This window comes from Amycolatopsis sp. NPDC043889 (assembly GCF_056435645.1).
In genome coordinates this window covers 128325-148539 of the sequence record NZ_JBWKEC010000005.1, presented here as the reverse complement: position 1 = coordinate 148539, position 20215 = coordinate 128325, and the positions used below count along the sequence as shown (strand labels likewise).

General features: G+C 69.8%; 20 protein-coding genes. 11 read left to right on the top strand and 9 right to left on the bottom strand.

Annotation, left to right across the window (positions count from 1 at the left end; translation table 11 throughout):
• Positions 1-2: 2 nt before the first annotated feature.
• Entirely contained in the window at positions 3-1022 is a 1020-nt protein-coding gene (locus AC0685_RS12870; protein WP_478225857.1) for an aldo/keto reductase, read from the bottom strand.
• Positions 1023-1123: 101 nt separating this feature from the next.
• Between AC0685_RS12870 and AC0685_RS12865 the strand changes: the two genes are divergently transcribed.
• From AC0685_RS12865 to AC0685_RS12850, 4 genes are all read left to right on the top strand, one after another.
• Positions 1124-1690, top strand: coding sequence for a TetR/AcrR family transcriptional regulator (locus tag AC0685_RS12865; protein WP_478225672.1), 567 nt, complete (start codon positions 1124-1126; stop codon positions 1688-1690).
• Between the two features lie 57 nt (positions 1691-1747).
• Positions 1748-2959, top strand: coding sequence for an FAD-dependent oxidoreductase (locus AC0685_RS12860; RefSeq protein WP_478225671.1), 1212 nt, complete (start codon positions 1748-1750; stop codon positions 2957-2959).
• A gap of 81 nt (positions 2960-3040) precedes the next feature.
• Positions 3041-4141 carry a vWA domain-containing protein gene (locus AC0685_RS12855; RefSeq protein ID WP_478225670.1) on the top strand — a complete coding sequence of 367 codons (1101 nt, stop codon included), beginning with the start codon at positions 3041-3043 and terminating at the stop codon, positions 4139-4141.
• A complete protein-coding gene (locus tag AC0685_RS12850) occupies positions 4134-5246 on the top strand; it encodes an XdhC family protein (protein WP_478225669.1) in 1113 nt (370 codons plus the stop codon). The genes AC0685_RS12855 and AC0685_RS12850 overlap by 8 nt, the downstream gene beginning before the upstream one ends.
• Here the strand turns inward: AC0685_RS12850 and AC0685_RS12845 are convergent.
• Complete coding sequence (locus AC0685_RS12845) at positions 5224-5703, bottom strand: Lrp/AsnC family transcriptional regulator (RefSeq protein ID WP_478225668.1); 480 nt, start codon at positions 5701-5703, stop codon at positions 5224-5226. The two genes, AC0685_RS12850 and AC0685_RS12845, sit on opposite strands and share 23 nt — an antisense overlap.
• 70 nt (positions 5704-5773) lie before the next feature.
• On the opposite strand from AC0685_RS12845, the gene AC0685_RS12840 reads away from it, so the two are divergent.
• From AC0685_RS12840 to AC0685_RS12815, 6 genes are all read left to right on the top strand, one after another.
• Positions 5774-6700 (top strand): threonine ammonia-lyase, encoded by a 927-nt coding sequence (locus tag AC0685_RS12840; RefSeq protein ID WP_478225667.1) that lies wholly within the window; start codon positions 5774-5776, stop codon positions 6698-6700.
• A 276-nt stretch (positions 6701-6976) separates the two neighbouring features.
• Positions 6977-7507, top strand: a complete 531-nt coding sequence (locus AC0685_RS12835; RefSeq protein WP_478225666.1) for a (2Fe-2S)-binding protein — start codon at positions 6977-6979, stop codon at positions 7505-7507.
• Complete coding sequence (locus tag AC0685_RS12830) at positions 7507-9945, top strand: xanthine dehydrogenase family protein molybdopterin-binding subunit (protein WP_478225665.1); 2439 nt, start codon at positions 7507-7509, stop codon at positions 9943-9945. The genes AC0685_RS12835 and AC0685_RS12830 overlap by 1 nt, the downstream gene beginning before the upstream one ends.
• A complete protein-coding gene (locus tag AC0685_RS12825) occupies positions 9942-10796 on the top strand; it encodes an FAD binding domain-containing protein (RefSeq protein WP_478225664.1) in 855 nt (284 codons plus the stop codon). Before AC0685_RS12830 ends, AC0685_RS12825 begins: the two co-directional genes overlap by 4 nt.
• A gap of 22 nt (positions 10797-10818) precedes the next feature.
• A complete protein-coding gene (locus tag AC0685_RS12820) occupies positions 10819-11454 on the top strand; it encodes an SRPBCC family protein (RefSeq protein ID WP_478225663.1) in 636 nt (211 codons plus the stop codon).
• Between the two features lie 27 nt (positions 11455-11481).
• Entirely contained in the window at positions 11482-12540 is a 1059-nt protein-coding gene (locus AC0685_RS12815) for an NAD(P)-binding domain-containing protein (protein ID WP_478225662.1), read from the top strand.
• Here AC0685_RS12815 and AC0685_RS12810 read toward each other — a convergent pair.
• Entirely contained in the window at positions 12509-13159 is a 651-nt protein-coding gene (locus AC0685_RS12810) for an alpha/beta hydrolase (RefSeq protein WP_478225661.1), read from the bottom strand. The genes AC0685_RS12815 and AC0685_RS12810 overlap by 32 nt on opposite strands.
• Here AC0685_RS12810 and AC0685_RS12805 point away from each other — a divergent pair.
• Entirely contained in the window at positions 13074-13751 is a 678-nt protein-coding gene (locus tag AC0685_RS12805; RefSeq protein ID WP_478225660.1) for an NAD(P)-dependent oxidoreductase, read from the top strand. The two genes, AC0685_RS12810 and AC0685_RS12805, sit on opposite strands and share 86 nt — an antisense overlap.
• Positions 13752-13755: 4 nt before the next feature.
• Here the strand turns inward: AC0685_RS12805 and iolD are convergent, their stop codons facing one another.
• Genes iolD through AC0685_RS12775 form a run of 6 tightly spaced genes read right to left on the bottom strand, consistent with a single transcriptional unit; the run spans position 13756 to position 20215 of the window.
• A complete protein-coding gene (gene iolD / locus AC0685_RS12800) occupies positions 13756-15600 on the bottom strand; it encodes a 3D-(3,5/4)-trihydroxycyclohexane-1,2-dione acylhydrolase (decyclizing) (RefSeq protein ID WP_478225659.1) in 1845 nt (614 codons plus the stop codon).
• The gene (iolB, locus tag AC0685_RS12795) at positions 15597-16487 is read right to left on the bottom strand and encodes a 5-deoxy-glucuronate isomerase (protein ID WP_478225658.1); all 891 of its coding nucleotides are present in this window, start codon (positions 16485-16487) and stop codon (positions 15597-15599) included. The genes iolD and iolB overlap by 4 nt, the downstream gene beginning before the upstream one ends.
• Positions 16484-17416, bottom strand: a complete 933-nt coding sequence (gene iolC / locus AC0685_RS12790; protein ID WP_478225657.1) for a 5-dehydro-2-deoxygluconokinase — start codon at positions 17414-17416, stop codon at positions 16484-16486. The genes iolB and iolC overlap by 4 nt, the downstream gene beginning before the upstream one ends.
• The gene (locus tag AC0685_RS12785; protein WP_478225656.1) at positions 17413-18198 is read right to left on the bottom strand and encodes an ATP-binding cassette domain-containing protein; all 786 of its coding nucleotides are present in this window, start codon (positions 18196-18198) and stop codon (positions 17413-17415) included. Before AC0685_RS12785 ends, iolC begins: the two co-directional genes overlap by 4 nt.
• On the bottom strand, positions 18195-19229 hold the full coding sequence (locus AC0685_RS12780; protein ID WP_478225655.1) for an ABC transporter permease: 1035 nt from the start codon (positions 19227-19229) through the stop codon (positions 18195-18197). The genes AC0685_RS12785 and AC0685_RS12780 overlap by 4 nt, the downstream gene beginning before the upstream one ends.
• The gene (locus AC0685_RS12775; protein WP_478225654.1) at positions 19226-20215 is read right to left on the bottom strand and encodes a sugar ABC transporter substrate-binding protein; all 990 of its coding nucleotides are present in this window, start codon (positions 20213-20215) and stop codon (positions 19226-19228) included. The genes AC0685_RS12780 and AC0685_RS12775 overlap by 4 nt, the downstream gene beginning before the upstream one ends.

The following is a 20215-nucleotide window of genomic DNA, read 5'->3' as shown; positions in this document are numbered from 1 at the left end:
CGTCAGCGGCGCCGCAGTGACGCGTCGAGCAGGGCGGGCGGGGTGTCGTGCTTCTCCTCCGGGGCGAGGTCGGTGCCCGGGGCGACGATCTCGTCGATCGCGTCGAGGACGTCGGCGGAAAGCACGGTGTCCGCGGCGGCGAGTTGCGACTCGAGGTGGTCCAGCGTGCGGGGGCCGATGATCGCGCTCGTCACCCCCGGATGCGCGACGACGAAGCCGAGCGCGAGCTGGATCAGGCTCAGCCCGGCCTGGTCGGCGACCTTGACCAGCCGTTCGACGGCTTCCAGCCGGGCCCGGTTGGCGGGCCGGGCCAGGTCGAAACGCTGGGGCAGGACGGCCGATCGGTTCGTGCTGATCTCCCGGCCTTCCCGGACCGCGCCGGACAGCCAGCCGGACGCCAGCGGGCTCCACGCGAGCACGCCCATCCCGTATTCCTCGGTCACGGGCAGGACCTGCGTTTCGATCCCGCGTTGGAGGATCGAGTAGCTGGGCTGCTCGGTGACGTAGCGGCCAAGGCGGAGTTCGCTGGCGGCCCACTGGGCCTGCACGATGCGATACGCGGGGAACGTCGACGAACCGAAATACCGGATCTTCCCCGCCTGTCGCAGATCCGTCAGCGCGGAAAGGGTTTCTTCGTCGCTGGTCTTCGGGTCCCAGCGGTGGACCTGGTAGAGGTCGACGTGGTCGACCCCGAGGCGGCGCAGGCTGTTGTCCAGTTCGGTGACCAGCCAGCGACGTGAAGCGCCCTGGTGGTTGCGCTCGTCGCCCATCGGCATGCTCGCCTTCGTGGCCAGCACGATGTCCTCGCGGCGGCCCGCGATGGCCTTCCCGACCATTTCCTCCGACTGGCCTGCGCTGTACATGTCCGCGGTGTCGATGAGGTTGATCCCGCCAGCCAGCGCGGCGTCGACGATGGCGGTGGCCTCGTCCTTGGTGGTGCGCCCGATCGCGCCGAAGTTCATCGCGCCGAGCGCGAGGGTGCTGACCTGCACGCCGGTCCTGCCCAAGGTGCGGTACCGCATGACGATGTCCTCCATGGCAAAATGAGCAAGCGGAACGTTGCTCCGCTAACGATACGGAGCAGTGTTCCGTTTGGCAAGTCCGGTGGCAGAGGAGTGGCGTGATGAGTGAAGAGGGCACCAAGTCCAAACGCGCGGACGCCCGCCGCAACGAGAAGACCTTGCTCGACGCCGCCGCCGCGGTCTTCGTCACCTCGGGCGTCGAGGCACCGGTCCGCGACATCGCGGCCAAGGCGGGGGTCGGGATGGGCACGATCTACCGGCACTTCCCGACGAGGGCCGACCTCATCATCGCCGTCTACCGGCATCAGGTCGACGCGTGCGCCGAAGCCGGGCCGGAGCTGCTGGCGTCGAGCGCTTCCCCCTATGAGGCGTTGCGGCGCTGGGTCGACCTCTTCGTCGATTTCCTGGTCACCAAACACGGTCTGGCGGCGGTACTGCAGTCCGACAACGCCGGATTCGAGACTCTGCACGCCTACTTCCTCGACACCCTCCTGCCGGTGTGCGCCCGGTTGCTCGACGCGGCGGCGGAGGCGGGCGAGATCCGCTCCGATCTGGAGGCGCTCGAAGTCATGCGCGGCGTCGGGAACCTCTGTATCGGCGCCGAAAGCGATCCGCGCTACAACGCGCGCAAGATGGTCGGCGTCCTCATCGCGGGCCTTAGGACCTAGGTCCCCTTCGCGGCCGAAGACGTGGCGACGTCCCATTCCACGCGCTACAACTCGACTATGGAACGTACACAGTGCTGTGTGGTGGGGGGCGGTCCGGCGGGGATGGTGCTCGGGCTCCTGTTGGCGCGAGCCGGGGTCGAGGTCACCGTTCTCGAAAAGCACAAGGATTTCTTCCGCGATTTCCGTGGTGACACGGTGCATCCGCCGACGCTGATGCTGCTCGACGAACTCGGGCTCGGCGAGCGCTTCGCGGAATTGCCGTCGCGACGGCTGGAGAAGATGCGGATGCTGATCGGCGACGCGACCATCGTCGCCGCCGATTTCAGCCGCGTTCCGGGGCCGCACAAATACATCGCGATGGTCCCGCAATGGGATTTCCTGAACCTGCTCGCCGAAGCCGCGGCCGAGGAACCCACGTTCACCCTGCGCATGGGGGCCGAGGTGCTCGGCCTGCGCGACGGTGGCGGCGTGCGTTATCGCGATTCCGACGGCGAGGAGCGGGAACTGGCCGCGCCGCTCGTGGTCGGCTGTGACGGCCGGGACTCGCTGATCCGCGCCGAGGCGGGACTCGTGCCGAAGGAGTACGAGGTGCCGATGGACGTCTGGTGGGTCCGGGTGCCGAAACTCGAAGACACCGGCAAGGAAGCGCAGGTGTTCGGCCGGTTCGAGGGCGGGCTCGCCGGCGTGACGATGGACCGTGGCGACTACTTCCAGACCTCGTACCTGATCAGGAAGGGGCAGGACGCCGCGCACCGAGCCGAAGGGATCGAGAAGTTCCGGGAGCGGATCGGCGGCCTGTTCGGCTGGAACGACGAGCAGTTGAGCGAGATCCGCGGCTGGGACGACGTCAAACTGCTGAAGGTGCGGATGTCCAAGCTCCCGCACTGGTACTCCGGCCGGGTGCTCTGCATCGGCGACGCCGCGCACGCGATGTCGCCGGTCGGCGGCATGGGCATCAACATCGCGGTGCAGGACGCGGTCGCGGCCGCGCGGATCCTCGCCGCCCCGCTGCTGCGCGGAACGCTGACCGCACGGGATCTCGCCCGCGTGCAGCGCAGGCGATCGGTGGCCGTTTCGCTCGCCCAGAAGCAGCAGCTGGAGGAGCACAAGATGCTCATCGAGCCCGCTCTCGACGGGACCCTGAACGAGCGGACCGTGCCGCTCCCGCTCCGGATTTCGGACCGGTTTCCGCAGCTGACCGCTCTCGCCGCCTTCATGGGTGGCATCGGCCCCCTGCGCGAGAAAACCCCGGTCTTCGCGCGCCGCTGACCCCGCGTTTCGTCCTCTGGATGCGGTACTTGCACGCGCAAGTACCGCATTCAGAGGACGAAACGCGCGCACAATGGGGGAGTGAGCGATCCACTGGCGGGCTTCGTCGGCTTCGCGGAGGCATTGCGCGAAGCCGGTTTGCCGTGCGACGCGCACCGAATGCGGGCGTACCTCGAAGCCGTCGGCGAGATCGATCTGGCCGATCCGGACCAGCTGTACTGGGCCGGACGGCTGACGCTGTGCGCTGATCCCGACGACGTTCCGCGCTACGACGCCGCGTTCGACGGCTGGTTCGCCGGAAAGGAAACCGGGTCACGGCGGCGCGGCCGGGAAGCGGCCCCGAAGCGCGCCAGGATCGCCACACTCGCGCAGGCGGGCCAAGGCGAGTCCGCCGCGGATCCCGACGAGCTCCGCGTGGCGGCGAGCGAGGAAGAGGTCCTGCGGCACCGCGATCTCGCCGAGCTGAGTGTCGCCGAACGCGCTCACCTGCGGGAACTGCTCGCGAAACTGCGCCCCGCGCTCCCGGTGCGGTCGTCCCCGCGCCGTCGCGCGGCCCGCCGGGGCACGCTCGATCCCTCGCGCACGCTCCGCGCGATGCTGGCCGGGGGCGGCGAGCCCGTGCGCCTGGCGTACCGGCGGAAGGGGGTCAAACCGCGCCGCGTCGTCCTCCTGATCGACGTCTCCGGCTCGATGGGGCCGTACGCCGACTCCCTGTTGCGGTTCGCGCACGTCGTGGCGCGGCGCGCTCCGGGCAGGGTCGAGGTGTTCACCCTGGGCACCCGGCTCACCAGGGTCTCCCGCCAGCTCCGGCTGCGCGATCCCGAGCACGCGATGCTCGCCGCGGCCGCCGCGGTCCCCGATTTCGCGGGCGGGACGAGGCTCGGCGAGACCTTGCGGGCGTTCCTGGACCGGTGGGGACAACGCGGTGTGGCCAGGCGATCCGTGGTCACCGTGTTCTCCGACGGCTGGGAACGGGGCGACCCCGGCCTGCTCGGCGAGCAGCTCGCCAGGCTGCGGCGGCTCGCGCACGTCGTATTCTGGGTGAATCCGCACGCGGGGCGGGCGGGTTACGCTCCCGTGCAGTCCGGCATCGTGGCCGCGCTCCCGTACCTCGATCGGCTGCTCGCCGGGCACAGCTTGGCCACATTGGAACGACTGCTGGTGGAGATCGCCGATGCGTGACGTACTGGACGAACTGCACCGCCGCTGGGCGGCAGGCGAGACGGTGGGGGTCGGCACCGTGGTGGCGACGTTCTCGTCGGCGCCGCGGAGCCCGGGCGCGGCGATGCTCGTCGCCCCGGACGGCACGGTCACCGGCAGCGTTTCCGGCGGCTGCGTCGAAGGCGCCGTCTACGAGCTCGCGCAGCAGGTGGTCGCCGAACGCGCGCCCGTGCTGCAGCGCTACGGCGTGTCCGACGACGACGCGTTCGCCGTCGGGCTGACCTGCGGCGGGATCATCGACATCTACGTCCAGCACATCGACCGCGACTCGATGCCGGAGTTCGGCGACGTCGTCGAATCGGTCCACAGTGGACAGCCGGTCGCCGTGGTCACGGTGATCGAACACGAACGGGACGGCCTGGTCGGCGAGCAGCTGATCGTCTGGCCGGATCGCGTCGCGGGTTCGCTCGGCTCGTCGCGGATGGACGACGCCGTCGTCGACGACGCGCGCGGCATGCTCGCCGGCGGCCGCACGGGCACCCTGCACTACGGGCCGGACGGGCAGCGCCGCGGCGAGGGGATGACGGTCTTCGTCAATTCCTTCGAACCGCCCGCGCGCCTGCTGGTCTTCGGCGCGATCGACTTCGCCGCCGCGATGGCGAAGATGGGCGCGTACCTCGGCTACCAGGTCACGGTCTGCGACGCGCGGCCCGTGTTCGCGACGAAGAGCCGGTTCCCCGACGCGGACGAGGTCGTCGTCGACTGGCCGCATCGCTACCTCAAGGCCGAAGCCGACGCGGGCCGGGTCGACGGCAGGACCGCGATCGCCGTGCTCACCCACGACCCGAAGTTCGACGTGCCGTTGCTGGAGGTCGCGTTGCGCCTCGACGTCGGCTACGTCGGCGCGATGGGCTCGCGCAAGACCCACGACGACCGGTTCGCGCGGCTGCGTGAAGCCGGGATCACCGAGGCGGAACTGGACCGGCTTTCGTCGCCGATCGGCCTCGATCTCGGCGCGCGGACCCCCGAGGAGACCGCGGTGTCGATCGCGGCGGAGATCATCGCGCTGCGGTGGGGCGGTTCGGGGTCGCGGCTCGCCGAACTCAGCGGCCGGATCCACGGCTGACGCCGGGCACCGGGACCGCCTGGCTCGACTTGACCACTTCGAAGGCGGGCAGGGTTTCGAACCGTTTGACGTGCTTGTCGAACAGTTTCCTGGACAGGTACCGGCTTGCCTTGAGATCCGGGGTGAGCAGGACGACGACGTAGTCCCACTGCCCGACGATGCTGTAGCAGTGCTGGACGCGGGGCTCGGCCAGCATCCGCTCGCGGAAGGCCGTGTGGTGCTTTTCGTCGTCGTCGGTCAGCGCGACCAGGATGACCGACGTCATCCCCGCCCCGAGCGTCTCCGGATCGAGCACGGCGACCTCGGCGCGGATCACGCCCGCGGCGCGAAGCCGGGTCAGCCGCCGCTGGACCGCGCTCGGGGAGAGGCCGATGGCGTCGCCCAGATCGTGCAGGGGGCGGGCGGCGTCGGCCTGGACGAGGTCGAGCAGCCGATGGTCGATCTCGTCGAGAGGCACGCAAGAATTTTGCACGCGGGCGGGAAAATTTACAATCGCCGTGATCGGCTCCCCGCCTAGCTTGAACGTCATGACCGACATCGACCTGAAGCTGGACAACGTCGCCGAGGCGGCGAAGGTGATCGATCCCGTTTTCCTGGACTCCCCGCAGTACAGCGACGAACAGCTGAACGAGCGGCTCGGCCGGAACGTGCTGGTGAAGATCGAGACGCTGAATCCCTTGCGCAGCTTCAAGGGCCGGGGCGCGGACTACTTCGCGGCCGGGCTGGAGCCGGGCACCACGATGGTGTGCGGGACCAGCGGCAACTTCGGGCAGGCCGTCGCTTTCGCCGCCAGGAAGCGCGGTTTGCGGGCCGAGGTGTTCGTCCCGGCCGACATCTCCCCGGTCAAACTGCGGCGGATGAAGACCTTGGGGGCGCGGGTGCGCCGGGTGGAGGGCGAGGCGAAGGACGCCGCGGCCGCCTTCGCCGCGGAAGCGCCGGACCGTGTCTTCGTGGTCGACGGCCGTGAGCCCGCGATCTCCGAAGGGGCTGGCACGATCGGGCTGGAACTGGCGGGGGCGGGCGCGATCGACACGGTCGTGCTCCCGGTCGGCGACGGCGCGCTGATCGCCGGCGTCGCGCTCTGGCTCAAGGCGCATACGCCGGACGTCCGGATCGTCGGCGTCGGGACTACGTCGGCTCGGGCGATGGCGACGAGCTGGCGGGCCGGTGAGCCGGTCACCGTCGACCGGGCCAACTGGTTCGCCGGTGGCATTTCGATCCGCACCCCAGAACCCGAATCCGTCCGGCGCCTGCGGTCGCTCGTGGACGACTTCGTGCTGGTCGAGGACGACGATCTGCGCGCGGCCATGCGGCTGGGCGCGGAAACCCTCGGTGTCCTGCCGGAACCCGCGGGAGCCGCCGGCCTGGCTGCGCTGACCGTGCACGAGATCCCCGGCGACCGGGTCGCAACCGTGGTCACCGGCGCGAACGCCGTCTGGCCTCGTGAGTGGTAAGGACGGTTCTAACCGTCCTTACCACTCACGAGTCTGTACCTAAAGGACACTCTCGCTTTCCCCGCATCTGCGTCGTTTTCTCTTCCCTGACACCGCATCTGCGCACCTGTTGGCGAGTCACCCCCTGGTGGGGGTTGCCCTGGCAGGACCTAAGTAGCACGCTCGACTGTGAGTCCGATCACGGTCGCTCCGGGGTCGGTCCGTGACAACCGAATGACCGGCCGCTCCCGAACGACCCCGGACCAGCGCGGGGTTTCTCTTGCTTTTGGAGGCCTGATGCGCATCACCGTCACCGTCGACGGCACCTGCTACACAGACGACGTCGAGCCCCGCACCCTCCTCGTGCACCATCTGCGCGAACGGCTCGGGAAGGTAGGCACCGTGGTCGGCTGCGACACCAGCAACTGCGGTGCCTGCACCGTCCACCTCGACGGGCACAGCGTGAAATCCTGTTCGGTACTCGCGGTCCAGGCCGACGGCTGCGAGGTCACCACGATCGAGGGACTCGCCCGCGACGGCGAACTGCATCCCGTTCAGAAGGCCTTCCACGAGAACCACGCGCTCCAGTGCGGTTTCTGCACCCCCGGCATGATCATGCAGTCGATCGACCTGCTCGCCGACAATCCCGATCCGGACGAGAAGGCGGTCCGTGAAGGCCTCGAAGGCAACCTGTGCCGCTGCACGGGCTACCAGAACATCGTCCGCGCGGTGCGCGACGTCGCCCACGAGATGCGGCCCGGCGCCGGTCCCGAGGCCGAGCGGCTCGCTTCGGACACCGCTTCCCGTGTCGGCGCGGGTGGTGAGTGATGACCTCCACGATCGAACCGGAGGTAGGCAAGTCCCGTCGCCGCAAGGAGGACGAGCGCCTCATCACCGGCAGGACCCGCTGGACCGACAACCTGACCCTGCCCGGCATGCTGCACCTCGCGGTGCTCCGCAGCCCGTTCGCGCACGCCAAGGTCGTCTCGATCGACATCACCGAGGCGAAGTCCGCGCCCGGTGTGGTCGCGGTGTTCACCGGGAAGGACCTCGACCCCGAGGGCGCCATCGGCATGCCTTGCGCGTGGCCGATCACGCCGGACATGAAGTCGCCGAGACGGCCCATCCTCGCCTCGGACACGGTGAACTTCGCCGGTGAGGGGGTCGCGGTGGTCGTCGCCCGCACCTCGGCCGAGGCACACGATGCCCTTGAAATGATCGACGTCGACTACGACGAGCTGCCGGTCGTCCTCGGCCTGGAGAACGCGCTCGCCGAGGGCGCGCCGCTGGTGCACGAGGATCTCGGCACGAACCGGAACGCGTTCTGGGTCTTCGATTCCGCCGACGCGGGAACGGGTTCCAGTGTCGAAGACGCGATCTCGAACTCCGAAGTCGTGCTCAAGCGGCGGTTCCGTCAGCAGCGGTTGGTGCCGGCGTTCATGGAACCGCGGGCGTGCGTCGTGGACCCGACGGGCAATCAGCTGGTCATGTGGTCGGCCACCCAGGTCCCGCATATCCTCAAGACGATGACCGCGGCCACGCTCGGTCTTCCCGAGCACAAGGTGCGGGTGATCGCGCCCGACGTCGGCGGCGGGTTCGGCGGCAAGATCGCCGTGCTGCCCGAAGAGATGATGTCGACGCTCGTCGCGCAGCGGCTCGGCAAACCGGTCAAGTGGACCGAGTCCCGTTCGGAGACGATGGTCGCCGCGCACCACGGCCGCGACCAGATCCAGGACATCACCATCACCGCGAACCGCGACGGCACGGTGACCGGCCTCAAGGTCGAACTGCTCGCCGACATGGGCGCGTACCTCGGCCTCGTCGGCCCCGGCGTGCCGATCCTCGGCGCGTTCATGTTCAACGCGATCTACAAGTTCCCGGCGTACCACTTCGCCTGCACCAACGTGTTCACCAACACCACGCTCACCGACGCGTATCGCGGCGCCGGGCGGCCGGAGGCCACGTTCGGGATCGAGCGGATGATGGACGAACTCGCCGTCGAACTGGGCATGGACCCGATGGAGATCCGCGAGAAGAACTGGATCAAGCACGAGGAGTTCCCGTTCACCACGGTGGCCGGGCTGACCTACGACTCGGGCAACTACGAGGCCGCGACAGCCAAGGCCAAGGAGCTCTTCGACTACGACGGGCTCCGCCGCGAGCAGAAGGAACGGCGGGAATCGGGCGACCCGGTCCAGCTCGGCATCGGCATCTCGACGTTCACCGAGATGTGCGGTCTCGCGCCGTCGCGGGTGCTCGGCTCGCTGGACTACGCGGCGGGCGGCTGGGAGCACGCGGAGATCCGTGTGCTGCCCACCGGCAAGATCGAGGTCATCACCGGCGCCTCCGCGCACGGCCAGGGCCACGAGACGGCGTGGAGCCAGATCGTCGCCGACAAACTCGGCGTCCCGTACGAGGACATCGAGGTCATCCACGGTGACACCCAGTCCTCGCACAAGGGCATGGACACCTACGGCTCCCGGTCGCTGGTGGTCGGCGGGATCGCGGTGGTCAAGGCGGCGGACAAGGTGCTCGCCAAGGCCAAGCCGATCGCGGCGCATCTGATGGAGTGTGCCGAGGACGACCTCGAATTCTCGGCGGGCGAGTTCTCGGTCAAGGGCACGGATTCCTCGACGTCCATCCAGGACATCGCGTGGGCCGTGTTCTCGGCGCACAACCTGCCGGACGGGGTCGAACCGTCGCTGGATTCGTCGGACACGTTCGATCCGGAGAACTTCTCGTTCCCGCACGGCACGCATCTGTGCGCGGCCGAGGTCGACACCGAGACCGGGCGCGTGCGGTTGCGCTCCTATGTCTGCGTCGACGACGTCGGCGTGGCCGTCAACCCGCTGATCGTCGAGGGCCAGGTGCACGGCGGGCTCGCGCAGGGCATCGCGCAGGCGTTGTTCGAGGAGGCCGTCCACGACGAAGGCGGCACGCTGACCACCGGGACCTTCGCCGACTACCTGCTCCCGTCGGCGGCGGATCTGCCCAGTTTCACCACCGACCGCACCGAGACACCGTCGACGACGAACCCGTTGGGCGCCAAGGGAGTCGGAGAGGCGGGAACGATCGCCTCGACCCCGGCGGTGGTCAACGCCGTGGTCGACGCCGTCCGGCACTTCGGGGTGAACGACATCGAAATGCCGTTGACCCCGATGCGGGTCTGGCATGCCATCCAGCACGGGTCGGCCGCCGCGGGCGGGCTGGGCTCCGAAGCGGGTGGCGGTCTCGGTTCGATCGACGCCACCGGAGGTGCCCAGTGATCCCGGCCCCGTTCGACTACGTCGCCCCGTCCACAGTGGACGAAGCGATCAGTGCGCTCGCCGAGGCGGGCGAGGACGCCAAGGTCCTGGCGGGCGGGCAAAGCCTGCTTCCGGTGCTGCGGATGCGGCTCGCCACGCCGACCACGCTGGTGGACCTCGGGAAGATCGCCGAGCTGCGTGGCGTCCGTGAGGACGGCGACGCGCTGGTGATCGGCTCGATGACCACGCATTACGACGTCCAGCGGGACGCGCTGGTCGCCGAGCACGCCGCGTTGCTCAAGGCCGCCACCGACACGGTGGCCGATCCGCAGATCCGCCACCGCGGCACGTTCGGCGGTGCCATCGCGCACGCCGATCCCGCCGGTGACCTGCTGGCTCCCGTGCTCGCGCTCGGCTGCGAACTCGTCGTCGCCGGGCCGGGCGGACGGCGGACGGTCGCCGCGGCGGACTTTTTCCAGGACATGTTCACCACCGCGCTCGCCGCGGACGAACTCCTGGTCGAGGTCCGGGTGCCGAAGCACACCGGCTGGCAGGCCCACTACGAGAAGTTCAACCGGGTCGCGCAGGCGTGGTCGATGGTCGCGGTCGCGGCCTGTGTCCGCACCGAGGCGGGCACCATCGAGGAGGCGCGGGTCGCGCTGACCAACATGGGCTCGACCCCGGTACGGGCGGCCGGGGTCGAGGAGGCCTTGGTCGGCTGCGCGGCCACCGCCGAGGCGATCCGCGGCGCGGCCGAACGCGCGGCCGAGGGCACGAACCCCACGGCCGACGGCAACTCCGACGTCGAATACCGGCAGCACCTCGCGCGGGTGCTGACCGGCCGGGCGGTCCTCGCCGCGGCGGGTTCTTAGATACCAGAGAGGAGGTCGGCCCGTGCGGCTCGACCACGAATTCACCGTTCCCGCCCCGGTCGGCGAGGTCTGGAAGGCCGTCGTCGACCCGGAACGAGTGGCGCCGTGCATGCCGGGCGCCACCGTCACCGAAGTCGACGGGGACGCCTTCAAAGGCACGGTGAAGGTCAAGCTCGGGCCGATCTCCCTGCTCTACAAGGGAACCGGCCACTTCGTCGAGAAGGACGCCGACGCCAAGAAGGTGGTGATCAAGGCAGCGGGCAAGGACGCGCGGGGAGCGGGCACGGCCTCCGCGACGGTGACGCTCACCCTGACCGAGAAGGGCGGCGTCACCCATGGCGCCGTCGCCACGGAGCTGGCGGTCACCGGCAAGCCGGCGCAGTTCGGGCGCGGGATGATCTCCGAGGTCGGCGGCAAGATCCTCGACTCGTTCGCGGACTGCCTGTCCGGCAAGCTCGCCACCACGCCCGAGCCCGAGAAACCCCAGGAACGCCCGCCGTTGCAAGCGGTCAAGCCGGTGACGGAGGGCGAAGCCATCGACCTGATGGAGTACGCGGGCGGATCCGTGGTCAAACGCGTGGCGCCGGTGCTGGTGGCGCTCGCCGGGGTGCTCCTGGTCGTCGCGATCGTGCGGGCTGTGACGCAGCGGACGAAATAGCCGCTTCGCCCAGCCGTTGAACCCGGTATGAAGGCGGATCACGAAGTCGACGTGGCGGTGATCGGGGCGGGCCAGGCGGGTCTGTCGGCGGCGTATCACCTGCGCCGCGCGGGATTCGCCAACGAGGCGGGTTTCGTCGTGCTCGACCACGGCAAACGGCCCGGTGGCGCGTGGCAGTACCGATGGCCTTCGTTGGTGATGGAGAAGGTCCACGGCGTCTACGACCTTCCCGGCATGTCCTTCGGCACCCCGGATCCGAAACAGCCCGCGGCCGAGGCCGTCGCCGAGTACTTCGGCCGGTTCGAGCGCACCTACGACCTTCCGGTCCATCGGCCCGTCGACGTCCTGTCGGTGAGCGCCGAGGACGATCGGCTGGTCGTGGCGAGCGCGGCGGAAACCTGGGCCGCGCGTGCGGTGATCAGCGCGACCGGTACCTGGGACCGCCCGTTCTGGCCGTACTACCCGGGGCAGGAAACCTTCCGCGGCCGCCAGCTGCACACCGCCGACTACACCGGAACCGGCGACTTCCGCGGCAAACGTGCCGTCGTGGTCGGCGGTGGCGCGTCGGCCGTCCAGCTGTTGCTGGAGATCGCGCCCTTCGCGCGCTCGACGCGCTGGGTGACGCGGCGCCCGCCGGTGTGGCGTGACGAGCCGTTCAGCGAGAACTGGGGCCGGGAGGCCGTCGCGAAGGTCGATCGGCGGGTCCGCGAGGGCCTGCCGCCGAAGAGTGTCGTCAGCGTGACCGACCTGGCGGTGACGCCGGAAGTGCGCGCCGGCCTCGACGCGGGGATCCTCGACCGCCGCCCGATGTTCCAGCGGATCACGCCGGACGGCGTGGAATGGGCGGACGGCACCTTCGAGCCCGCCGACGTCATCTTGTGGGCCACCGGGTTCCGTGCCGCGATCGACCACCTCGCGCCGCTGCGCCTGCGCGCGGCCGGCGGGGGCATCCGGATGGACGGCACCCGCGTCGTCGCCGAGCCGCGGCTGCACCTGGTCGGCTACGGCCCGTCCGCCAGTACCGTCGGCGCGAACCGGGCGGGCCGCGCGGCCGTCACCGAGATCCGGCGCCTGCTCGGACGCTGAGGTCGTCGAGGATCCCGGCCGGCTCGGCGGGCCGCCGGAAGAACCCGGCGTGACTGCTCGCGAGGTCGCGGACGCCGAACGGGTTGTCCGGGGCCAGCGCGTCGCCCTCGGCGAGGTAGAGGTCCTGCGCGGCGAGCGGCATCGACCGGTCCTCGGTCAGCCTGACGTACGTGCGCGGGATCCGGCCCCAGGAGTCCTTGTCGGCGCGCTGGTCCCATTCCTGCCCGGTCAGCCAGAACACCTCGTCCGGCTGGCTCGTCACGACGACCTGAAGGAACTGCTCTTCGGTGAGTTCGCCGGAGATGGCCTTCCGCAGCGCGTCGCGCTGGGCGCGGTCGGCACCACGCCAGTTGACCCGGACGAAACCCTGGCGCGACGGGGCACCGACGAGGAGCGGTGCCAGCGCGGGGAAGAGAGCGGACGACGACCACTCGGGCAGCGCCGGGTATTCGCCGGGCGCGCGGTCCGCGGGGCACTGCGCGGCGATGTAGACGACCCGGTCGATCAGCTCGGGGATCGCGTTGGCGGCGGCGGTGACCGGGAGCGACGGCCCGGCGGTACTGGAGGCGATCAGCGCGGCCGCCCCCGCCGCCGGAACGATCTGGGTCCAGCTCAGCACCGTCGGCGACGCGGTCGACGAACTGGTCGCGTACGCCGACGAGCACGGCCTCGTCTTCGTCGACGCACCGGTGCAGGGCACCCGTCAGCCCGCCGAGCTGGGCCAGCTGATCGTGCTGGCGGCGGGCACCACCGAGGCGCGCGAGTCCGTCCAGCCGCTGTTCGACGCCATCGGCAAGCGCACGCTGTGGGTCGGCGAAGACGGCCGCACCGGCGCGGCGAGCAGGCTCAAACTGGTGCTGAACACCTGGGTGATCGCGCTGACCCACGGCGTCGGCGAGGCACTCGCGCTGGCCGAGGGGCTCGGTGTCGAGCCGCGGCATTTCGTCGACGTCGTCACCGGCGGGCCGATGGACAACGGCTACTTCCAGGCGAAGTCCGCCGCGATCCTCAAGAACGACTACACCACCGCCTTCTCGGTCGACAACGCCGAGAAGGACGCCCGGCTGGTGCTGGAAGCCGCGGCCCGCGCGGGTGTCCGGATGGACACCGTCGAGGCCGGGCGAGCCCGGTTCGCCCGCGCGTCCGAGGCCGGACACGGTGCCGAGGACATGGCGGCCGGCTACTTCGCCAGTTTCACCGCTCGCGTTTAGTCCTCTAAAGGCGACTGTTCACGTAGCGCACCTGGCCGGACTTGCCCCGCTCGAACCCCTCCCTTCCCGCGAGGTGTTCCGGAACGCCGACTTCCCACCAGGCACCGGCTTCGGTCCACGAGTCCGGCTGGGTGCGCACCACGACCACCGCCGGCCGGTGCTCGGCCACCGCGGCTTCCCTCGCCCTCGCGTACGCCGCCCGCACCTCGTCCACAGTGGACGCTGTGAACACCGCGCATCCCAGCGATTCCGCATGCCGCGCGAAGTCGACCCGAGGGGGAGTGGTGTGCGCGCTCCGGCAGTCACCGAGGAAGTTGTTGAACGGCTTGCCGCCCTGTCCCTGCTGCAGCCGGGCGATGACCGCGTAACCGTCGTTGTCACAGACCACCGCCACGAAGGGATGTCCGGCGAAGGCGGCCGAGAACAGCTCGGAATTGAGCATCAGGTACGAACCGTCGCCGAGCATCGTGGTGACCAGGCCCTCGGTATGCGCCATCGCCGCACCCCAGGCGCCCGCGAGTTCGTAGCCCATGCACGAGAACCCGTACTCGACGTCCATGCCGATCGAGCCCGATCCGCGCCAGCCGCCGATCAGTTCGCCCGGCATCCCGCCGGACGCGGTCATCACGTAGTCGTGCGGCTCGGAAAGATCGTTGACCGCGCCGACGACCTGGGCGTATGTCGGCAGCTCGCCGGAAGCGGCGCGCAGGGTGTCGATATGCGCGTCCCAGCGGCCGCGTTCCGCCGAGGCGCGCTCTGTCCACTGTGGATCGGCATGCCAGTTCTCCAGCTGGCCTGCCAGATCCACGAGACCCGCGTCTGCGTCGCCCACGACGGCCAGCGCACCGTGCTTGACCGCGTCGAACCGGGCGGCGTTCAGGGTGATCAGCCGGACTCCGGAGGAGAACACCGTCCAGGACGCCGTGGTGAAGTCCTGCAGGCGAGTGCCGATGGCCAGCACCACGTCGGCCTCCGCGGCCAGGACGTTCGCCGACGCCGAGCCGGTGACCCCGAGCGGGCCCGCGTGCAGCGGATGACCGTGCGGGACCAGGGTGCGCCCCGCCGTGGTTTCGGTGACCGGGATGCCGTGCCGTTCGGCGAAGGCCAGCGCGCGCCCGCCCGCGCCGGAATACCGGACGCCGCCGCCGAGCACCAGCAACGGTTTCCGCGCCGCCCGGAGCAGGCCTGCCGCTTCGGTGAGAGCCCGGCGATCGGGCCGCGGGCGGTGCGGACGATGGGTCACCGGCGCGAACAGGGCGTCCGGGAAGTCGTAGGTCTCCGCCTGGACGTCCTGGGGGAGCGCCAGCGTCACCGGCCCCGCGTCCGCCGGATCGGTCAGCACCCTGGTGACCTGCGGCACTGTCGAAAGCAGCTGCTCCGGCCGGACGATACGGTCGAAATACCGGCTCACCGCGCGGAAGGCGTCGTTGACCGTGGCCGTCGGATCGCCGAAATGCTCCACCTGCTGCAACACGGGATCCGGGGCGCGGCTGGTGAAGGTGTCCCCGGGGAGCAGCAGTACCGGCAACCGGTTCGCGTGCGCGACCCCGGCCGCGGTGACCATGTTCAGCGCGCCGGGCCCGATCGACGACGTCACCACGCCGACCTGTCGCCGGTGCGTCGCCTTGGCGTAGCCGACCGCCGCGAGCGCCATGCCCTGCTCGGTCTGCCCACGCCACACGGGGAGTTCGTCACGGTGCTCTTCCAGCGCGGTGCCGAGGCCGAGGACGTTGCCGTGCCCGAAGATCGCGAACACCCCGGGGAACAACGGGACTTCCCGCCCGTCCAGGGTTTCCGACCGCTGCGCCAGCAGCCAGCGCACCAAGGCCTGTGCCGTGGTCAGCTTCATGAGACCCGCCCTTCGTGGCTCGTGACCGGACAGCGCGGATCGAGCTCCTGGTCTTTCCACGTCTCGCGGACCCAGCCGTGCGCCGGGTCGTCGCAGAAGGCCATCGACCGATCGTCGGCGGGCCCTGCCAGGACGTTCAGGTAGTACATCGAATAGCCGGGCGCGGCGACACAAGGCCCGTGGTAGCCGCGCGGGATCAGGAAGACGTCGCCGTCCCGGACCGCGACGTCCTCGTCCAGTTCACCGTCGGAGGTGTACGTCCGGTGCAGGCCGAACCCTTCGCGCGAAGGTGTCACGCCGTCGCGGCCCGCGATGCGGAAGTAGTAGATCTCCTCGTTGACGACCTCGCATTCGGACGCCTCGTCGTGTTTGTGCGGCGGGTACGACGACCAGTTGCCGCCGGGGGTGATCAGCTCGCAGGCGTTCAGCTTGTCCGCGTGCTCCCAGGCACCGGGCACGCCGAAGTTGGTGACCTGCCTGGTCGCCTGTCCGGCCCCGCGCACCTCCACCGGCACGTTTTCGGCCGGTCCGTAGCGCGGTTCGAGACGGCGGGTACAGCGCGCCATCGGCAGTGCGACCTCGATCCCCGCGACTGTCGACAACTCGACTTCGGCGTCCCGTGGCACATAGGCGAAATCCGTGACACGGGTGAACACGGAATCCCGTCCGGCGAGTGCGAAGACCTGTCCGTCGACCTGGACGGTGCAGGAACCCGCCAGGGGCAGGACGAACGCTTCGTATTCGCCTGTGCGCACCAGCCTGGATTCTCCGGCGGCCAACGAGAGAACCCGCAGGCCGCTGTAGTCCCAGCCCGCCGAATCCGGGGTGAGCCGAACCGGGTCCCGCTCGTCCGAAAGCGTCCCGAGTGGACGATGCAGCTTGCTCACAGCAACTCCTCGATCTCGTCGGCGGTGGGCATGGCGTCGGCGCAGGCGAGCCGGGAAGCGACGAGCGCGCCCGCCGCGTTGGCGTAGGTGGCGATCCCCACCGGATCCCAGCCGGACAGCAGACCGTGGATCAGCGCGCCGCCGAAACCGTCCCCGGCGCCGAGCCCGCAGACGACCTCGACACGCTGGGGCGGCACGGTCCAGCGGCCCTCGGCGGTGGCCACCAGCACCCCTTCGGCGCCTTTCTTGATCACGGCCAGCTCGACCCCCCTGGCCAGCATCCGGGACGCGGCCTCGTCGGGGTCCGCCGTGCCGACGGCGACCTCGGCTTCGGTGCGGTTGCCGACGGCGACCGTGACGTGGTCGAGCATCCAGCCGATCTCTTCCTGAGCCGTCTCGGTGTCGGGCCAGAACATCGGCCGGAAGTCGAGGTCCAGCACGGTATGCGACCGGCGCCCGCGCCGCTGGAGCATCTTGCGCTGGGTGCCGCGCGACGGCTCGACGGAGACACCGGTGCCGGTGACCCACAGCAGCGGAACGGATTCCACGACGTCCCAGGGCACGTCGTTCTCCGTGATGGTCAGATCCGGGGCGATGGGGGACCGGTAGAACAGCAGCGGCGGATCCGCGGGCGGGTCGAGCGAGCAGAACACCACCGGCGTCTGCAAGCCGGCCGACGTCCCGACGTGCTCGGGGGACACACCGAACTCCCGCAACGCCTGCCGCACGTACTCGCCGAAGCCGTCCGGGCCCACTTTCGTCAGCACCGACGTCGAGCGGCCGAGCCGCGCGGCGGCGACCGCGACGTTGGTCGCGGTGCCGCCGAGCGACTTGGCGAAGGTGCTGACCCCGGCCAGCGGCACGCCGCTCTGTTCGGGGTAGAGGTCCACCCCGACCCGGCCGACGGTCAGTGCTTCGAGAGCGGTCATGAAGGGGACTCCGAGGCTCGCAATTCGTGTTCGAGGGCTTCCAGTTCCGCGCCGCCCGCCATCTGCCGGGTCAGCTCGGCCAGATCGATCTCGGACTTCTCGTACGCGCCGAGCGACGCGCCCCGTTTGAGCAGCAGGAAGCGATCGGCCACCGGGTACGCGTGATGCGGGTTGTGCGTGATCAGCACGACGCCGAGCCCGCGGTCACGGGCCTGTGCGACGTACTTGAGCACGACACCCGCCTGTTTGACGCCCAGCGCGGCCGTCGGCTCGTCGAGGATCAGCACCTTCGCCCCGAAGTACACCGCGCGTGCGATGGCGACGCACTGCCGTTCACCACCGGACAGCGTGCCGACCGGCTGTTCGACGTCACGCAGGTCGATGCCCATGTCGGACAACGCCTTCTTGGTCGTCTCGCGACCTTTCTTCCGGTCGAGCGCCCGGAACGGGCCGAAACCGACCGTCGGTTCGGAGCCGAGGAAGAAGTTCCGCCACACGCTCATCAGCGGGACGACGGCCAGATCCTGGTACACCGTCGCGATTCCGCGATCGAGCGCCTCACGCGGCGAAGCGAACTTGACCGGCTCTCCCTCGACCAGGAACTCGCCCCGGTCGTGCTGGTGGACCCCGGCGAGGATCTTGATCAGAGTGGATTTGCCCGCGCCGTTGTCGCCGAGCACGCAGGTGACCTCGCCCGCGTCGACCACGGTGGAGACGTCGCGCAGCGCGATCACGCTGCCGTAGGTCTTGCCGACGTCTTTGACCTCGAGAAGATGGCTCATCGCCGCACCCTTTCCGCGCGCCGCCGGAAGGCGTTGTTGACCAGGACCGCGGACAGCAGCATGACCCCGAGGAACAACATGAACCAGTCGCTGTCCCAGCGGGCGAACACGATGCCCTGCCGCGCCATCCCGAAGATCAGCGCGCCGATCGCGGCGCCGATCGCCGAACCGAATCCGCCGGTGAGCAGGCAGCCGCCGATCACGGCCGCGATGATGTACTGGAACTCCAGCCCGATGCCCTGGTTCGCCTGGACGCTCGCGAACCGCAGGATGTTGATCGAGCCGACCAGCCACGCGGCGAGCGCGGTGGTCATGAACAGCAGGATCTTGGTGCGCACCACCGGGACGCCGACCGCGCGCGAACTCTGCGCGGAGCCGCCGACGGCGAAGATCCAGTTGCCGAACCGGGTCCGGACGAGCAGCCAGGCCGCCAGTACCGCGAACCCGATCCACCAGACGATGGAGATCTGGAACGCGGTCCCGCCGATGTCCACTGTGGACGCTAAAACGAAACCGGCGGATTCGTAGCCGTCGGTCGACCGCATCCCGGACACCTGGACGGTGCCGGTGACCAGGCGGGTCACGCCGAGGTTGAGCCCCTGCAGTGCCAGGAACGTGCCCAGGGTGACGATGAAGCTGGGCAGTCCGGTGCGCATCACCAGCCAGCCGTTGAACGCGCCCACCGCGAGGGCGAAGACCAGCGACGCGAACAGCGCGAGCCAGACGTTCCAGCCGGCCTGTGTCGCCAGTGTCGCGGTGACGAGCGCGGTGGACGCCGTCATCACGCCCGCCGAGAGATCGAACTCGCCGCCGATCATCAGCAGGGACACCGCGACCGCCATGATGCCGAGCGTCGAGGCGTCGTCCAGCCAGGTCGCCACGCCGCTGCCGCTGAAGAACTGGTCGGTGACGAGGGTGAAGAACAGGAAGACGACGACGGCGCCGAGCAGCGCGCCGATCTCGGGGCGGACGACCAGCCGGTCGAGCAGCCGGGGTTTCGCGATCCGTTCGTCGAGCATGGTGGTTGTCATCGCGTGCCCCTTTGCACGTACTGGCCGACGGTGTCCACAGTGGATTTGTCGACCAGGTCGGGTCCGGTGAGCACCGGCTTCCCGCCGCCGACGACGTTCGCGTTGTCCCGGTAGAGCTTGAGGAACTGCACCGGGAGATAGCCCTGCTCGTACTGCTGCTGGTCGACCGCGAAGACCACTTCGCCCGCCTTGATCGCGCCGACGACGTCGGTGTTGAGGTCGAAAGTGCCGACCTGGGCCTCCGAGCCCACCGCCTTGATCGCGCTCACCGCCCGAGCCGCGACCTGGGAGTTCAACGTCAGAACGGCGTCGAGGGAGGAGTCGGTCCGCACCGCGCCCCTGATCCGGGATTCGGCGTCGGTGGGGTTGCTGATGTCGACCTGCAAGGTCTGCACGTCACCCGCGAAGCCGGTCTTGGCGCCGTCGCATCGCTGCGCCTGCCCGACGTTGCCCGCTTCGTGGACCACGCAGAGCAGCTTCTTCTTGCCGAGTTCCCGGAACTTCTTCCCGGCTTCCTCGCCGGCGATGGTCTCGTTCTGCCCGACGTGGGTGAGCGCGCCGTAGCCCGCGCTCTTGTCCTCGCCGGAGTTGATGGTGATGACCGGGATCCCGGCGCGGACCGCGTTCTCGATCGAGGTCTTGAGCGCCTCCGGGTTCGCCATCGACACCACCAGCCCGCCGACCCGCTGGGCGACCGCGTTGTCGATCAGCTTGGCCTGGTTGCCGGGGTCTCCGTCGGAGTTGTACTCGACCTGGACGTCGAGCTGCCTGCCCGCCTCCTCGGCGCCGTTCTTGACCACGTTCCAGAACGCGTCACCCGCCGTGCCGTGCGAGATGACCGCGACCCGCAGCGGACCACTCGGCTGCGCCGTCGTCGCCGGGCCCACTCCCGCGGTGGGTTTCTCCTCGGCCTTCGGCCCGGTGCACGCGGACAGGAGCAGCAGCCCCGCCACGGCCACCAAAGCCATTTTCAAGCGATGGGACAT

Excerpts from the sequence above, each read along its gene's own strand:
- AC0685_RS12835 (WP_478225666.1), top strand. The coding sequence starts at position 6,977 with ATGCGCATCACCGTCACCGTCGACGGCACCTGCTACACAGACGACGTC.
- AC0685_RS12815 (WP_478225662.1), top strand. The coding sequence starts at position 11,482 with ATGAAGGCGGATCACGAAGTCGACGTGGCGGTGATCGGGGCGGGCCAG.
- iolC (WP_478225657.1), bottom strand. The coding sequence starts at position 17,416 with ATGACCGCTCTCGAAGCACTGACCGTCGGCCGGGTCGGGGTGGACCTC.
- AC0685_RS12830 (WP_478225665.1), top strand. The coding sequence starts at position 7,507 with ATGACCTCCACGATCGAACCGGAGGTAGGCAAGTCCCGTCGCCGCAAG.
- AC0685_RS12865 (WP_478225672.1), top strand. The coding sequence starts at position 1,124 with ATGAGTGAAGAGGGCACCAAGTCCAAACGCGCGGACGCCCGCCGCAAC.
- AC0685_RS12775 (WP_478225654.1), bottom strand. The coding sequence starts at position 20,215 with ATGTCCCATCGCTTGAAAATGGCTTTGGTGGCCGTGGCGGGGCTGCTG.
- iolD (WP_478225659.1), bottom strand. The coding sequence starts at position 15,600 with ATGAAGCTGACCACGGCACAGGCCTTGGTGCGCTGGCTGCTGGCGCAG.
- AC0685_RS12780 (WP_478225655.1), bottom strand. The coding sequence starts at position 19,229 with ATGACAACCACCATGCTCGACGAACGGATCGCGAAACCCCGGCTGCTC.
- AC0685_RS12870 (WP_478225857.1), bottom strand. The coding sequence starts at position 1,022 with ATGCGGTACCGCACCTTGGGCAGGACCGGCGTGCAGGTCAGCACCCTC.
- AC0685_RS12860 (WP_478225671.1), top strand. The coding sequence starts at position 1,748 with ATGGAACGTACACAGTGCTGTGTGGTGGGGGGCGGTCCGGCGGGGATG.
- AC0685_RS12785 (WP_478225656.1), bottom strand. The coding sequence starts at position 18,198 with ATGAGCCATCTTCTCGAGGTCAAAGACGTCGGCAAGACCTACGGCAGC.
- AC0685_RS12850 (WP_478225669.1), top strand. The coding sequence starts at position 4,134 with ATGCGTGACGTACTGGACGAACTGCACCGCCGCTGGGCGGCAGGCGAG.
- AC0685_RS12840 (WP_478225667.1), top strand. The coding sequence starts at position 5,774 with ATGACCGACATCGACCTGAAGCTGGACAACGTCGCCGAGGCGGCGAAG.